A 13,453-nucleotide genomic window follows, 5' to 3' on the forward strand; every position below is an offset into this window, starting at 1 on the left:
TCAGCTCCAGATCGTCACATACACAGGGGGCCGGAACCGCGACGGCGGCACTCCCGCGCCGGGAGATCGCAGTAGCTTCATCGCTTCGGGGGTGCCGAGGAAATGGCGCAACGAGGCCGCCGCGGCCGAGCGCCGGTCGACCGGCGGGGTGGTGGCGTGCCAGCACAGCTCCAGCGGGGTGCCCGGAACGTCCACCACCTGCAGTTCGCGGCGGCGCAACTGGTGCACGGCGAGGTGGGCGATGCCCGGGGCGACGCCGGCCCCGCGGCTCGCGGCCTCCCACGCCGCGGTCTGGTTGGGGAAGACGCTCAGACGCGACTCGGGCACGCCGAGCCCGCGCAGCAGCCGGCTGACGTCGCTGCCCGGGTCGGTGGCCGCAGGCTCGACCAGCCACGGCCACCCCGCGGGTGAGCCGCGCAACCGGGCGTCGGGCGACGCGAGCACCACGAGCCTGCAGCGGAAGATCGGCTCGCTGACCAGCCCCAAGCTGCGGTCGGCGCCCAGATAGGGGCCCAGCGCCACGTCGGCGAGACGCTGCGAGACCAGCACGGCCATCTCCGCGGTGGCCGACACCCCCGCCGACACCTCGATCGATCCGGCCGAGCGTGCGGTGAACGCATCGGCCAGCGGGCCCGCGACGAACTCGACGATGGCGCTCGGCGCTACCAGCCGCAGCTGCTCGGCGGCACCCTTCGCCGACCGGACGGCCGACTCGGCCTCGGCGCCGAGAGAGACCATCTGCGCGGCGATCGTCAACAGCCTGCTCCCGCCCGCCGTCATCGCCATCCCGCCGCCGCTGCGCGTGAGGAGGGGATCGTCGAGGTACTTGCGCAGGGCGGCGAGCGCCTGGGAGACGGCGGGCTCGCTCACCCCGAGCGCGCTCGCGGCGGCCTTCACCGAGCCGAGCCGGGCGACCAGCACGAAGGCGCTCAGCTGCGTCAGCGTCATGGGTGAATTGTGACCCAGCGCACGGCTAAGCAAAGGGTTATTCACCGATTGCCCCTTGTCCCGGGGCCCAGCAGCATGGTCCGCGACTACGCTGATGTCTTCCCGCAGTGCGGCGAGGAGGGTGCGGACATGACCCACGAGAGCGACGCCCCCGACAGCGAGGCGCTGCCGGTGCTGCGCGGCATCTGGAGGGCCCGGCGCCAGTCCGCCGCCGACATCGAGGCACCCAGCACCACCAAGGTGTGCAAGAACATGAAGAACATCGGCTTCGGCGGCATCGCGAACGGCGGCGCCGACACCGACTCCACCGCCGGCCCCGTCGGCGACGATCTCCGCAGCGCATGGCGCGATCGGCTCGCCCGCGAGGGCAAGATCGTCCCCGGCGCCAGGAGCGTGCGCGACCTCGTCATGGGGTCGGAGAAGAACGAGCGCTGAAGCCCGCACCCGGCAGCTGGAGGACCCCGACCGTGATCGCACCCACCAGCGTCGCCGAACTGACCGAGACGCTGCGCCGGGGCCAGTACCTCGCCGACCGCGGGCTGTCGACGGCCGTGTTCGTCGCGCTGTCGCTGCAGCGCCCGCTCCTTCTCGAAGGCGAGCCGGGAGTCGGCAAGACCGAGATCGCCAAGGTGCTGGCCGGCGTCCTGGGACGCGACCTGATCCGTCTGCAGTGCTACGAGGGCATCGACACGAGCCAGGCGCTCTATGAGTGGGACTACGCCCGGCAGCTGCTGCACATCCGGGCCATGTCGGAGCGCGCGACCGTCGGCGAGAACGAGGATCCGGGAGACGACTCAGCCGTCGACAAGCTGTTCGGGCCACGGTTCCTGCTGGAGCGGCCCCTGCTGCAGGCGGTCCGGTCCGGTGATCGCGCCGTGCTGCTGATCGACGAGATCGACCGCGCCGACGACGAGTTCGAGGCCTTCCTGCTGGAGGTGCTGTCGGACTTCCAGATCACCATCCCGGAGGTCGGCACGATCACAGCAGCAGCCCCGCCCTTCGTCGTGCTCACCTCCAACCGCACCCGCGAGCTGCACGACGCCCTGAAGCGACGGTGCATGTACCACTGGATCGATTACCCGTCGATCGATCGGGAGGTCGAGATCGTCCTGGTCCGCCGGCCGGGGGTGAGCGAGGCGCTCGCCCGCAAGGTCGTGGCCGCGGTGCACCGGCTGCGCGAGCTCGATCTCGCCAAGCCGCCCGGCGTCGCGGAGACGATCGACTGGGCGCGCACGCTGGCCTTCCTCGGCGAGACCACGCTGACCGCCGACGCCGCCGACCTCACGCTCGGCTCGGTGCTCAAGGAGCGGGAGGACATGGAGCTGGCCCGCGACAACCTCGACGAGATCACGTCGCAGGCGTGACCGGCACCCGGACCGCAGGCCACGAGCTCGTACGCGTGCTCGTCGCGTTCGGCCGCGCGCTGCGGGCGCGGGGGATCTCGGTCGGCTCGGGGGACATCTCCACGTACTGCGCGGCCATGGTCCCGCTCGACCCCACCGACCTCGTCGACCTCTACTGGGCCGGACGCACCACGCTGATCAGCCGCCACGAGGACATCGCCGGATACGACGACGTCTTCCGCGAGTTCTTCCTGGGCGAGCGCAACCCCGTCGAGGAGCTGCACCAGCTCACCGCCAGGTCCACCGCCGAGTCCGAGGCCGTTCTCCAGGTCCCGGCCGTCGACCCGGCCGGCTCGGAGCAGGAGGAGGACGAGGCGCTGCTCGGGCTCGTGGCGTCGAACGTCGAGACGCTGCGGCACAAGTCGTTCGCCGCCTGCACCCCCGAGGAGCTCGCAGCGTTGCGGCGGATCATGGAGCGGATCCGGCTCACCCCGCCGCAGCGCCGCACCCGCCGGACCCGTCCGTCGTCGCGCGGCCGCCGTCCCGACCTGCGCCGGACCGTGCGGGAGTCGCTACGGATGCACGGCGAGCCGGTCCACCTGCGGTGGAAGCTGCGACGACACAAGCTGCGCCCGCTCGTGCTCATCCTCGACGTCTCCGGCTCGATGGCCGACTACTCGCGCGCGCTCCTGCAGTTCGCCCACTCGGCTCGGCGGGCGACGCAGCGTGTGGAGGTGTTCTGTTTCGGCACCCGGCTGACGCGGATCACCGTCCCACTCCAGCGCCGCAGCCCGGACCAGGCGTTGGCGGAGGCCGCAGAGCTGGTCGTCGACTGGGAGGGCGGCACCCGCATCGGTGACTCGCTCGACGAGTTCGTGCGCGGCTGGGGCAGGCGCGGCGTCTGTCGCGGGGGCGTGGTCGTCATCTGCTCCGACGGCCTGGACCGCGGCACCCCCGACACACTCGCCACCGCCATGGAACGGCTGAGCCGGCTGTGCCACCACGTCGTCTGGATGAACCCGCACCGGGGCGACGACCCGGGTCACCGGCCGCGGACCGTCGGAATGATGGTGGCCGAGCCGCACATCGACGTCCTGTTGTCCGGGCACGATCTGAGCAGCCTCGCCGAGCTCGCGGAGCTGCTCCCGACGCTGGCCCGGTGAGAGGGGAACAGATGACCAGGTGGAGCGTCGGCATCGAGGCCGAGGGCGACCGCGTCATGCAGCTGGAGGAGGTCGTCGAGCTGGCCGACGCCGTCGCGCCGAGCGGCGGGATCGCCACCGGGATCGGCACCACCCGCTACGGCGCCCAGCTCGTCGTTGTCGCCGACACCCGAGAGGAGGCCGTCGAGAAGGGACGCACGGCGTTCGCCGCCGCGGTGGCCAAGGCGGGCCTTCCCGACTACCCGGTCGTGCGGGTGGAGGCGGTGAGCGAGGAGGAGGACATGGAGATCGGCCCTGATCCGGACCTGGCCCAGGGATGATCCGCCTCGGTTCCCTCGCGGGGTACGCCTTCTCAGGCCCCCGCGTGCTCGGCGGCTGGACCCCGCCCGCCCGGCCGGGGGTCTACGCCATCCTCTACAAACCCGACCCCGAGGCGAAGCCCGAGACGTACGCGGTGATCTACGTCGGGCACGCCGACGACCTCGCTGCCGAAGGCTTTCCCTTCAAACACCGGCGGGCGCGCTGCTGGACCCAGCGCGCCGGGTCGAAATGGAAGGTGCACGTCGCGTTCCTGGAGGTGCCCGGCGGCAACCGGCCGCACCGGGAGATGATCACCAACGAACTGGTGGCCGTCTACCACCCGTTCTGCAACGAGCAGCAGTACGACAACGCCTGGCGCGACGAGTGGATCGGCGAGTACTCGGACGCTCCGAACACGGCCCCCCTGCCGCCGCGCCGTCGGGACGGTCCGTGATCACCGTGAGATCCGGATATGCGCCCTCGCGAGGGCTGATCGGCGGATCTCGCGGCGATCAGTTCACCGGAGGAACCGTCATGACGTGGCGGTAGGTGACGGTGTCGGCAGGCTCGCCGACGGGCCGGCCATCGACCTCGACCCACGCGTGCGCGGCGAACGGCGGTGTGCGCACGCCCGTGCACCAGGTGGGCCAGACACCGCGGATCCGGCACACGAGCGCGGTGGCGAGCGAGCGCTGCAGGCAGTACCGGCCCGAGCAGAGCACGCTGACCGCGACGACGTCCTGGCGGGCGGCGAGGGCCTGCTCAGGTGTGGCGGCAGCGGCTCCGCGCCTGAGCAGCTCGAGCACCCGCCGGATTCGTCCCGGTGGCAGGCGGGCGAGCATTCGGGCGGCGCCGACGGCGAGGTGGACGACGACGCGACGACCCACCGGCGGCCGGTTTCCGCGGTGCAGCGCCTGGCTCGCGCCGCCTGATGGCTCGCTCGCACGCTCGCTCACGGTGCCTCCTCGCCGGCGCTCGTCGGGGGCGTCCGCGGTGCTGCTGTCCTCACGTGACCACCAGTCCGGCCGCGCGGAGCCGCTCCAGCAGGTCCGAGACGTCCGCGGCGGCTCGTTCGGGGTCGATGGCGTAGACCTCGGTCAGGCGCTGGGCCGCGTCCTCGTCGGCGAGGACGGCGTCGAGGATGAGCGCCCCTGACCGGTTCAGCTGGAAGTAGCGGCCGGTGCGCTCGTCCAGGAGTACCCGCGCGTCGTCCGTGTCCACGGCGACGACCTCAGTGCGCAGCCGCATGGTGCTCCTTCCACAGGTAGGCGGGCGTCGGGTGGGCTTCGAGGTCGCGTAGCCACATCTCATGGCCGAGCGTCTGCTCCAGCGCCTGCGCGGGCACGGTGGCGAGCTGCGGGCTGAGCAGCGCCCGCCGTAGCGAATCGGCGTCGACCAGGCCGTACCGGACGAGCAGGGAGTCCTCGGCCAGTGCGGCGAGCGCCGGGCGCTGCAGCCTCAGGCCCGAGAACCACTCGTCGCCCGAGTGGTCCTTGGTGGTGCGGGTCAGCACCTCGTCGGGGACCAGGCCGCGCATGGCGCGGACCAGCAGCGGCTTGTACGCCCACGGCGAGGCGGTCGCCTCCGCGCGCACCGAGAGGCAGGCCTCGATCACCTTGTCGTCACAGAACGGGGAGTCGGTGACCAGCTCGCGCATGATCATCTGGCGGCCGATCCGGCCGACGGTCTGAGCCTGGTGGATTCGCCCATGACGACCGCGCGCCGGGTCGAGCGGCTCGGTCTCGGCCCGGCGCAGCAGGGCCGCGACCGCGGCGACCGCGTCGCCACTTGCCCACGGGGGCATCCTCGGCGACGTGCCCCACGGCTCCGGCCATCGTGTCGGCGCAGCGGTCAGCGAGTCGCCTGCCGCAGCGAGCCACCGGCGGTACGGGGTGCGGTCCAGCAGCATGCGGGCGGTGGCGGCCGCGGGCCACCGGTGCCGCGCCCGGTAGCCCATCGCGTTGCGCAACGCCTCGGTCGGGGAGCGGCGGAACAGGCCGTGCACGTAGGAGGGCGGGGATTGCACCACGTGGTCGCCGCCGTGACCGCACAGCCGCAGGCGCGCGCCGCGCTTCAGCAGTTCCTGGTCGATCACGTCCTGCTGCGCGTCCTCCCGCACGCCCATCGTCGGTTCGTCCTCCGACCGGCCTTCGCCGAGCGACCCGATCCCCGTGAAGAAGGGCGGTAGCTCGTCGGGCCCGTAGACCAGGCGTTCGCAGCCGGGCAGGTGGGCGGCCGCCCGGTCGGCCCAATCCGCGTCCTCGTTGCCTGCCGCGGCCCACCGCAGTGTCACCGTCACCAGTTGGGCACCGGTCCGGGCGGCCAGGAAGCACAGCGAGGTGGAATCCAGCCCGCCGGACAGATCCGCGCCGAGCACCCCGCCGCCGCGCGTCCGCAGCTCCACCGCCTCGAGCAGCGCCTCGCGAAGCGCGACCGCCCCCTCCTCCAGCGGGAGCTCCGGCTCCGGCGGCTGCCACCAGCGCCGCACGTGGGCAGTGCCGGTGGGGTCCACGGTCAGCACCGATCCACCGGCCAGTGCCTCGACGCCCTGCCACAGCGCGGTGTCCTCCATCGGGTGCGGCGGCTGCGGGTACGCCATCCGCACCGCCAGTTGGCCCTCGTCGAGCGGCGCGTCCGTGAGCCACGCCAATGTCCTGGCCCGGTCGGCGGCGACAGTGACGCCGTCGACCAGCGCATGGAAGACGCGGTGGGTGCCGGACATGCTGCCGCGTACGCGCACACGCCCGTCGAGGGAGGCGATCAGGTGGAGGGCTCCCGGAGGTTCCGGCTCGTCACCTCGTGCCGCCCACCGCGAGAGGTCGGCTTCGGTTGCCGAGAAAGTGCCGATCGCGGCCACCCGGTTCGCGTCCGAGGAGCCGACAGCGATCCCGTCGCCGTCCCAGCAGCCCATCAGCCAGGGACGGCCCGACGCATGCGCTATCGACCCACACGCGAACGGCTGCACGCGGCGCGCGATCGCGAGCGCCTGCTCCGAGTCGGGCAGGACAATGAACCAGCGCCCGCTGTGCACGGGAACTCCCCCCTCAGAGTTCTGCGACTGCGTACAGACGGGCGGCGAGCGCCGACTCCCGAGTCAGGACGACCAGGAGCCGACGCCCGCCGCACGAATCAGCCTGCGGAGCGCCCGGTTCAGGAACCGAGGTACCGCATGGCGGGGCGCCCCTCGGGGTAGACGTAGCCCGCCCCCATCGTCTGCTCCGCGAAGCCGCCGACCTCGACGAACGCGGGCGGCTCGTAGGTCTCCTTGACGGGCACGGGCGACTCGTAGGTCTCCGTGATTTCCATTTCCATGGGATCCCCTTCCCTGGGTGGATGATCACGGTATGTCTACTACATACAGTATGTCAATATTGTCCGTTTCTTGCGTCGGCACATAACCCTCGCCCGACGTGGGGCGCTCGGCGCGCTCTTTCTTTCCGATCCCGGACGCCCGAGCGCCCCCTTCACGACGGCCGTGAAGGGGGCGCTCGGCGAATGTGTTGTTTGTGAAACGACCGTCAGTGGCGCGGCGAGGCGAACCCGACGGCGTCGAGCAATCGGGAGCGGCGACTTCCGGCTGCCGGCGCCGCGACCTTCGGGCGCTCGGGGTTGGGTGAGGCCTTCCGGATGATCTGCTCGGCGAATCCGTAGAGCAGTGGGAGGGCGCCCGCCACGACGCCGCCGGAGCGGTTGATGTGTTCCAGGCCGGGCTTGATCACCGTGGCGTCGTCGACGATCTGCCGCACGAGCCCGTCGCCGGCTTCGAGCGTGGTGGCGATCTTGGCCAGTAGCGAACCCACCCAGTAGAGGAAGAACGCCAGGCCCGCGATGAGCACGACGATCTCGACGACGGTCAGGACGATCAGCGTGGTCTCCGACATGGCCTAGGCACTCCCTTCCGAGCGCGGGGCACTCGCGGCGGGCGTGGGGATGCTGTCCACGACGCGCCCGAGGAACAGGTGGTGCTGCAGACCTTCCGCGAGCACGAGGTCGAGGCCGTCGCCGGTGGCCGGGATCAGCTTCGTGTCGGCTGTGTTGGCGGTGATCTCGGTGAGGGTGCCGCCGATCGCGGTGGTGTGCCGGTCGATCCGCTTGACGTACGCGATGAGCATGCTGAGCAGCACGACCACCGCGACGATGACGACCAGGCCGATGAGCAGGATCACCGACCAGTACGTGACCTCGCCCGGCGAGAGCGCCGCAGGAGTGGTGGACATGGTCAGCCTCCCAACCGCGCGCGGCCGCGCTGCAGGCCACCGATGATCGTGGTGGCGTGGTCGATGGTCTCGTTCAGCCCGGCGAGCCCTGCCGTGTGGACGCGCGCGCGGTCCAGTTCCGCGTCGAGCTCCTGGGCCTGCGTGCCGATCTTGTAGGCCAGCACCAGGATCGGCGTGACCAGCGCGACGACCACCACGACCACCACCAGCCCGATGATCAGGCCGAGGGTCCATCCGAAGGGAACCATCACGACTGCGCTCCTCACACCGTCTCGGTCCAGGCCCGCACGGGGGCGAGGTTGGCGTTCACCGACGGCACCACCTCGGGCACCGTGCGAGTGCTGTCCGCGACCGCTCGCACGCCGCCGAGCAGCGCGCCGAGGGTGGTGTGCACGTGGCGCAGGTGCAGGATCACCCGCAGCAGCCCGACAGCCGTGACAGCGATGATCAGGGCGGCGATCACGATCGTGACCCAGGCGACAGCCGGCATCGTCCCGTCCCCTCTACTTCGCCGGGAGCAGCGCCGCGACGCTGCCCGCGTACCTCGTGGCGCCGACCGCGATCTGCTCGACGGTGGCGTCGGTCGTCGCGAGCAGTTCGGGGACGCCGTCCACCTCGCCGACCAGTTCGACGCCGTGGACGAGGAGGTCGTCGGCCGCGGCCCGGATCCGCTCCACCGCAGCGAGCACCCGGTTGAGCAGGGCGATCACCACGGGCAGCACGACGAACAGCAGCAGTGCGTTGCCGATCCACCAGAGCACCACGTCGATCTCCTTTCAGCGCAGGCGCGACGCGTCGTAGGGCAGGAAGAAGCGGGCGAAGACGCGCTTGAGGGCCATCACGGCGGCTCGCAGCCCGATGGCGAGCCCGCTGGCGGGTGCGGCGGCCCGCACGGCCGTGGCGGTGGCGCCGCCGCGGCCCTGGTTGTCGATGTTGTACTGCAGGCACTCGGCGAAGCTGTTCATGAGCACGCTGGTGACGTCGGAGATCATGCCGCGCCCGAACTGCGCGGCGGCTCCCGAGACCGTCAGGTCCTGGGCGACGTGCACGCGCGTGCCCCGGCCTGCGGCCCGCAGCGTGGCCGTCACCGTCATCTCCGCGGTGCCCTTGCCCCGGTCCTCGGAACCGGACGCTTCGAGCACCATCCGGTGAGCGGCCTCGTCGGTGTCGACGATCTTCGCGGTGCCGCTGAAGTTCAGCCGCACCGGGCCGAGCCTCGTGGTGACCTTGCCCTGGTAGGTGCCGTCACCGTCGTCACCGACCAGTTCCGCACCGGGCAGGCACGGGACGAGGTTGGGCACGTCGAGCAGGTAGGCCCAGACCGTGTCGACGGGTGCGGCGACCTCGAACTCGTTGTCGATGAGCATTCGTCACCCCTGGTCACTGCGGATCGGCGGCGCACCGGACACGTCACGCCCGTCCTGGATGGCCTGCCAGACGCGGTCCGGCAGGAGCGGCATGTCGATGTTGCGGACGCCCGTGTCGGACAGGGCGTCCAGCACGGCGTTGACGAACGCGGCCGGGCCACCGACCGCGGCGCACTCTCCGACCCCCTTGGCCCCGATGGGGTGGTGCGGGCACGGCGTGACGACCTCGTGGAGCTCGAAGCCCGGCGTCTCCCAGGACGTCGGGAGGAGGTAGTCCATGTAGTTCGAGCCCACGATGTTGCCGTCGGCGTCGTAGGTCTGGAACTGCATGCTGGAAACCGCGTACGCCTCGGTGAGACCACCCATGATCTGCCCCTCGACGACCATGGGGTTGATCCGCACACCGCAGTCGTCGACGGCGACCACCCGCAGCACGTCCCACACGCCGGTCTCCGGGTCGACCTCGACCGTCACGATGTAGCAGGCGAACGGCCAGGTCAGGTTGGGCGGGTCGTAGTAGGCGTTGAACTCGAGGCCGGGCTCCATCCCGTCGGGCATGTTGGAGTACGCGGCCATCGCGCACTCCTGGATGGTGGCGCCACGGTCGGGAGCGCTGCGCACGAAGAAGCGCCCGAGCTCCCACTCGATGTCCTCTTCGGACACCTCCAGCAGGTGCGCCGCGAGCTTGCGGGCCTTGGCGCGCACCTTGCGGGCCACCATCGAGACCGCGGCGCCCGCCACGGGCGTGCTGCGTGATGCGTAGGTGCCCATCCCGAACGGTGCCGTGTCGGTGTCGCCCTCCTCGACGATCACGTCGGCGGCCGGGATGCCGAGCTCGTGGCTCACGATCTGCGCCCAGGTGGTCTCGTGCCCCTGGCCCTGCGTCTTCGCGCCGGTTCGCAGGATCGCCTTGCCGGTCAGGTGCACCCGCAGCTCGGCGGAGTCGAACATCTTGATGCCGAGGATGTCGTACTCGCGGCTGTTGCCCGCCCCGAGCGGCTCGGTCATCGTCGAGATCCCGATGCCGAGGCGGCGCCCCCGTGAACGGGCGATCTCCTGGTCCTTGCGGAACTCGTCGTAGCCGATCGCGTCGAGCCCGAGTTGCAGGCATTTCCCGTACTGGCCGGAGTCGACGAGGAACCCGAACGCCGTGCGGTGCGGGAACTGGTCGTCGCGCAGCAGGTTGATGCGGCGGAACTCGGCCTGGTCGATGCCCAGTTCGGCCGCGGCGGCCGCCACCATGCGTTCCTGGAAGTACATCGCCTCGGTGACGCGGAACGAGCACCGGTAGGCGACGCCGCCGGGTGCCTTGTTCGTGTAGTGGCCCTGCGCGGTGATGTGGCCGGTGGGGATGTCGTAGCAGGCGAACGCCGAGTGCAGCAGCCCGATCTTGAACTTGCTGGGCTGCGCGTCGGCGAAGAACGCGCCCTGGTCGGTGTCGGCGCGCAGGCGCACCGCGAGGATCTTCCCGTCGGCGCGCAGAGCCATCTCGCTGTCGAGGTACATGTCCCGGCCGAACCCCGTGGAGCTGAGGTTGCCGGACTTGTCCTCGATCCACTTGACGGGTTTGCCGAGCAGGATCGAGCACAGGATCGACGCGACGTAGCCCGGGTAGACGGGCACCTTGTTGCCGAACCCGCCCCCGATGTCGGGCGAGACGATCCGGATCATGTGTTCGGGCAGTTCCGCCACCAGCGCCACCGCGGCTCGGATGATGTGCGGGGCCTGCGTGGTCATGTAGACGGTGAGCTTCTGGGTGGCCGGGTTGAAGTCGGCGATCGATCCGCAGCACTCGATCGGTGACGGGTGGCTGCGCGGGTAGTGCAGCTTCAGCCGTGACACGTGGTCCGCCTCGGCGAACGCCCGCTCGGTGGACTCCCGGTCGCCGACCTCCCACCGGTAGCAGGTGTTGTCGGTCTGGCCTTCCTTGTCGTCACGGATCAGCGGCGCATCGGGCGCCTGGGCCTGTTCCGGGCTGACGACCGGCGGCAGCGGCTCGTACTCGACGACGATCGCCTCGCAGCCGTCCTTGGCGATGTACGGGTCGTCGGCGACGACGACGCACACCTCCTGGCCCTGGAAGCGCACCTTGTCGGTGGCGAGTACGGCTTGGGTGTCGTAGGACAGGGTGGGCATCCAGGCGAGGTTGCGCTGGGCCATCATCTCGCCCGTCAACACCAGCCGGACGCCCGGGATCTCCCACGCCTTGCTCGTGTCGATCGAGGTGATCCGCGCGTGCGCCAGCGGGCTGCGCAGGATCTCCATGTGCAGCATGCCGGGCAGCTTGATGTCGTCGGTGTAGTTGCCGCGGCCCCGGACGAACCGGTTGTCCTCGACCCGGCGGCGGCTCGCACCGAGCCCGCCGATCTTGACCTCGTCGAGTGCGGTCATGACTCAGCCTCCCCGCCCGACCCGTTGGCGCTCGCCCCGTTGCCTGCAGGCGCCTGCTTCCGCGCCGCCCACAGCACGGCCTTGACGATGTTCTGGTAGCCGGTGCAGCGGCAGAGGTTGCCCGACAGCGCCCAGCGCACCTCGTCCTCGGACGGGTCCGGGTTGCGCTCCAGCAGGGCCTTCGAGGTCAGCATCATCCCCGGGGTGCAGAAGCCGCACTGGAGCCCGTGCTCGATCGAGAACCCCTCCTGAACGGGGTCGAGCTCGCTCGGCGTGCCCAGACCCTCGACGGTGGTGACCTCGTGCCCGTCGGCCTGGACGGCGAGCATCGTGCAGGACTTCACCGGGGTGCCGTCCACCAGCACGGTGCATGCGCCGCAGCTCGTGGTGTCGCACCCGAGATGGGTGCCGGTGAGCCCCAGCCCCTCGCGGAGGAGATGGGCGAGCAGCAGGCGTGGCTCGACCTCCACCGCCCTGCGCCGCCCGTTGACCGTGAGCGTGATCCGCCGCTCGTCCTGCACGACGTCGCTGACCTCGTCGACCGGCTCGCCGTACCTCATGCCGCCACCGCCTCCCTGCGGGCGAGCCCGCGCCGGACGAACGTCGCCACGACGTGGCGCTTGTAGGCCGCGCTGCCGCGGTGGTCGCTGCGCGGTTGCGCCGCCTCGGCGGCCAGCGCCGCCGCCTCCTCGATCGCGTCGGTGTCGAGCAGCCGCCCGGTGAGCGCCTGCTCGGCCGCGACGGCCTGGATGGTGCTGGGCCCGACTCCGGTGAGCCCGATGCCGGCCCGGAGGACCCGGCCGCCCGAGGTCTCGAGTGCGATGGCCACGCCCGCGGTGGCGAAGTCGCCGACACGGCGTTCGAGCTTGAGGTATCTGCCCGACCTCTCGCCGACCGGCGGCGGGACGACGGCCTCCACCGCGATCTCGCCGGGCTGCAGAGCGTTCTCGAACGGCCCGACGGAGAACTCGGCGGCCGGGATCGTCCGGCGTCCGGACGGCCCTTGCGCGACGACGTGCCCACCGAGTGCGAGGAGCACCGAGGCCCAGTCGCCCTGGGGGTCGGAGTGGCAGAGCGAGCCGACCAGCGTGCCGCGGTTGCGCACGATCGGGTCGGCGATCAGCGGGGCGGCCGAGGCCATCAGCGGGTGCTTCGACGCGAGCAGCGCCGACCGTTCGAGGGTGGCGTGCCGGCAGAGGGCACCGATGTGCAGCGTGCCGTCCGGGTCCTCGCGGTGGTGGTCGAGGCCGGGGATGCCGTTGATGTCGACGAGCAGCTCGGGCGAGGCGAACCGCAGCTTCAGCAGCGGCACGAGGCTCTGCCCGCCCGCCAGCACCTTGGCCTCGTCACCGGACTGCCGCAGCAGCGCGAGTGCCTCGTCCAGGGAGCGGGGGACCTCGTAGCGAAAACGGGACGGATACATCGGCGTCTCCTGCGGCTCTACGGGCGCGGACGGCGGTCGGGCTCGGCCACGGCGACAGGGAGCGACTCGTCGACGGGGTCGGGGCGCGGCTCCTGGTGTGGCGGCCACGGCCCGGCCACGGGCTGACCCGCGATCTTGAGGTACTCGGTGATCTGCGGCCAGGCCCAGATCGTCGGGCTCTTCCCGGTCTTCGGTGCGCCCTCGATCAGCTCGTACATGCGCGGGTTGTCCTGGCTGTGCCCACTCGACTCGATCGCCATCCGTCCTCACTCGCCTCGTTGCGGGAAGTGCCGGTCTGTCA

The 13,453-nt window shown here is 71.2% G+C and carries 20 protein-coding genes; 5 read left to right on the forward strand and 15 right to left on the reverse strand.

Features of this window, described 5'->3' with window-relative positions:
• A complete protein-coding gene (locus ACQPZQ_RS12935; protein WP_433295354.1) occupies nucleotides 1-948 on the reverse strand; it encodes a LysR family transcriptional regulator in 948 nt (315 codons plus the stop codon).
• Nucleotides 949-1,077: 129 nt separating this feature from the next.
• Here ACQPZQ_RS12935 and ACQPZQ_RS12940 point away from each other — a divergent pair, with 129 nt between their 5' ends.
• The 5 genes from ACQPZQ_RS12940 to ACQPZQ_RS12960 are packed head-to-tail and all read left to right on the forward strand — an operon-like array spanning nucleotide 1,078 to nucleotide 4,208.
• Nucleotides 1,078-1,383, forward strand: a complete 306-nt coding sequence (locus ACQPZQ_RS12940) for a hypothetical protein (protein ID WP_433295356.1) — start codon at nucleotides 1,078-1,080, stop codon at nucleotides 1,381-1,383.
• Nucleotides 1,384-1,415: 32 nt separating this feature from the next.
• On the forward strand, nucleotides 1,416-2,312 hold the full coding sequence (locus ACQPZQ_RS12945) for an AAA family ATPase (protein WP_433295358.1): 897 nt from the start codon (nucleotides 1,416-1,418) through the stop codon (nucleotides 2,310-2,312).
• Complete coding sequence (locus ACQPZQ_RS12950; RefSeq protein ID WP_433295360.1) at nucleotides 2,309-3,454, forward strand: vWA domain-containing protein; 1,146 nt, start codon at nucleotides 2,309-2,311, stop codon at nucleotides 3,452-3,454. The genes ACQPZQ_RS12945 and ACQPZQ_RS12950 overlap by 4 nt, the downstream gene beginning before the upstream one ends.
• Nucleotides 3,455-3,465: 11 nt before the next feature.
• Entirely contained in the window at nucleotides 3,466-3,774 is a 309-nt protein-coding gene (locus ACQPZQ_RS12955; RefSeq protein WP_433295362.1) for a hypothetical protein, read from the forward strand.
• A complete protein-coding gene (locus tag ACQPZQ_RS12960) occupies nucleotides 3,771-4,208 on the forward strand; it encodes a hypothetical protein (protein WP_433295364.1) in 438 nt (145 codons plus the stop codon). The genes ACQPZQ_RS12955 and ACQPZQ_RS12960 overlap by 4 nt, the downstream gene beginning before the upstream one ends.
• 58 nt (nucleotides 4,209-4,266) lie before the next feature.
• Here ACQPZQ_RS12960 and ACQPZQ_RS12965 read toward each other — a convergent pair whose 3' ends face one another.
• The 14 genes from ACQPZQ_RS12965 to ACQPZQ_RS13030 form a co-directional block, all read right to left on the reverse strand.
• Nucleotides 4,267-4,710 (reverse strand): lasso peptide biosynthesis B2 protein, encoded by a 444-nt coding sequence (locus ACQPZQ_RS12965; RefSeq protein ID WP_433295366.1) that lies wholly within the window; start codon nucleotides 4,708-4,710, stop codon nucleotides 4,267-4,269.
• Between the two features lie 49 nt (nucleotides 4,711-4,759).
• Entirely contained in the window at nucleotides 4,760-5,002 is a 243-nt protein-coding gene (locus ACQPZQ_RS12970) for a lasso peptide biosynthesis PqqD family chaperone (protein ID WP_433295368.1), read from the reverse strand.
• Nucleotides 4,986-6,785, reverse strand: a complete 1,800-nt coding sequence (locus ACQPZQ_RS12975; RefSeq protein WP_433295370.1) for an asparagine synthase-related protein — start codon at nucleotides 6,783-6,785, stop codon at nucleotides 4,986-4,988. Before ACQPZQ_RS12975 ends, ACQPZQ_RS12970 begins: the two co-directional genes overlap by 17 nt.
• Before the next feature lie 119 nt (nucleotides 6,786-6,904).
• Nucleotides 6,905-7,066 carry a lasso RiPP family leader peptide-containing protein gene (locus tag ACQPZQ_RS12980; RefSeq protein ID WP_241039295.1) on the reverse strand — a complete coding sequence of 54 codons (162 nt, stop codon included), beginning with the start codon at nucleotides 7,064-7,066 and terminating at the stop codon, nucleotides 6,905-6,907.
• Nucleotides 7,067-7,272: 206 nt separating this feature from the next.
• Nucleotides 7,273-7,635, reverse strand: a complete 363-nt coding sequence (locus ACQPZQ_RS12985; protein WP_433295372.1) for a hypothetical protein — start codon at nucleotides 7,633-7,635, stop codon at nucleotides 7,273-7,275.
• 3 nt (nucleotides 7,636-7,638) lie between these two features.
• Nucleotides 7,639-7,971, reverse strand: coding sequence for a hypothetical protein (locus tag ACQPZQ_RS12990; protein WP_433295374.1), 333 nt, complete (start codon nucleotides 7,969-7,971; stop codon nucleotides 7,639-7,641).
• A 2-nt stretch (nucleotides 7,972-7,973) separates the two neighbouring features.
• A complete protein-coding gene (locus tag ACQPZQ_RS12995) occupies nucleotides 7,974-8,219 on the reverse strand; it encodes a hypothetical protein (RefSeq protein ID WP_433299164.1) in 246 nt (81 codons plus the stop codon).
• 14 nt (nucleotides 8,220-8,233) lie between these two features.
• On the reverse strand, nucleotides 8,234-8,461 hold the full coding sequence (locus ACQPZQ_RS13000; protein WP_241039299.1) for a hypothetical protein: 228 nt from the start codon (nucleotides 8,459-8,461) through the stop codon (nucleotides 8,234-8,236).
• Nucleotides 8,462-8,474: 13 nt separating this feature from the next.
• On the reverse strand, nucleotides 8,475-8,735 hold the full coding sequence (locus ACQPZQ_RS13005; protein ID WP_241039300.1) for a hypothetical protein: 261 nt from the start codon (nucleotides 8,733-8,735) through the stop codon (nucleotides 8,475-8,477).
• Between the two features lie 12 nt (nucleotides 8,736-8,747).
• The gene (locus ACQPZQ_RS13010) at nucleotides 8,748-9,338 is read right to left on the reverse strand and encodes an SRPBCC family protein (RefSeq protein WP_433295377.1); all 591 of its coding nucleotides are present in this window, start codon (nucleotides 9,336-9,338) and stop codon (nucleotides 8,748-8,750) included.
• Between the two features lie 3 nt (nucleotides 9,339-9,341).
• Entirely contained in the window at nucleotides 9,342-11,729 is a 2,388-nt protein-coding gene (locus tag ACQPZQ_RS13015) for an aerobic carbon-monoxide dehydrogenase large subunit (protein WP_433295379.1), read from the reverse strand.
• The gene (locus tag ACQPZQ_RS13020; protein ID WP_433295381.1) at nucleotides 11,726-12,289 is read right to left on the reverse strand and encodes a (2Fe-2S)-binding protein; all 564 of its coding nucleotides are present in this window, start codon (nucleotides 12,287-12,289) and stop codon (nucleotides 11,726-11,728) included. The genes ACQPZQ_RS13015 and ACQPZQ_RS13020 overlap by 4 nt, the downstream gene beginning before the upstream one ends.
• Nucleotides 12,286-13,152: an FAD binding domain-containing protein gene (locus tag ACQPZQ_RS13025; RefSeq protein ID WP_433295383.1), complete on the reverse strand. Its 867-nt coding sequence runs from the start codon at nucleotides 13,150-13,152 to the stop codon at nucleotides 12,286-12,288. The genes ACQPZQ_RS13020 and ACQPZQ_RS13025 overlap by 4 nt, the downstream gene beginning before the upstream one ends.
• Before the next feature lie 17 nt (nucleotides 13,153-13,169).
• On the reverse strand, nucleotides 13,170-13,412 hold the full coding sequence (locus ACQPZQ_RS13030) for a hypothetical protein (protein ID WP_241039305.1): 243 nt from the start codon (nucleotides 13,410-13,412) through the stop codon (nucleotides 13,170-13,172).
• Nucleotides 13,413-13,453: the final 41 nt, after the last annotated feature.

The organism is Pseudonocardia sp. CA-142604, assembly GCF_050948475.1.
Lineage (GTDB): Bacteria > Actinomycetota > Actinomycetes > Mycobacteriales > Pseudonocardiaceae > Pseudonocardia > Pseudonocardia alaniniphila.